This is a genomic window from Cupriavidus sp. 05N39 (genome assembly GCF_056397325.1).
In genome coordinates this window covers 1-394 of the sequence record NZ_JBFTNE010000363.1, presented here as the reverse complement: position 1 = coordinate 394, position 394 = coordinate 1, and the positions used below count along the sequence as shown (strand labels likewise).

At 70.8% G+C, this 394-nt stretch carries 1 protein-coding gene; it reads right to left on the bottom strand.

Features of this window, described 5'->3' with window-relative positions; translation table 11 throughout:
- Positions 1–394, bottom strand: a 394-nt coding sequence (locus AC1DN0_RS41720; RefSeq protein WP_477146700.1) for a DUF456 domain-containing protein, incomplete at both ends; no start/stop codon positions are given.

Genomic DNA, 394 nt, shown 5'->3' with positions numbered 1-394 from the left:
GTCCCAGCATCGCCACCACCAGGGCCATTTTCAGCGCCACCCCCAGCAGGATGCCCAGCCAGGTGGCCAGGCCCACCTGGGTCGACCGGCCCAGCTCGCGGGTGTGCCAGTACTCGCCGGCCAGCGCACCCAGCAGCGGGCCGGCCAGCAGGCCGATCGGCATGAAGAACACCCCGATGATGCTGCCGATGAAGGTGCCCCAGAGCGCCTTACTGCTGGCGCCCACCCGTTTCGCGCCGACCACGGTGGCCAGGATGTCCACCGCGAACGACAGCAGGGTGAGCAGGCCGAGCAGGGTGAGCGGCAACCAGCCCACGTGGACGAAGCCATCGGTCCAGGCCGCCAGCAGCAGCCCGGCAAACACCAGCGGGATGCCGGGCAGGGCGGGCAGCAC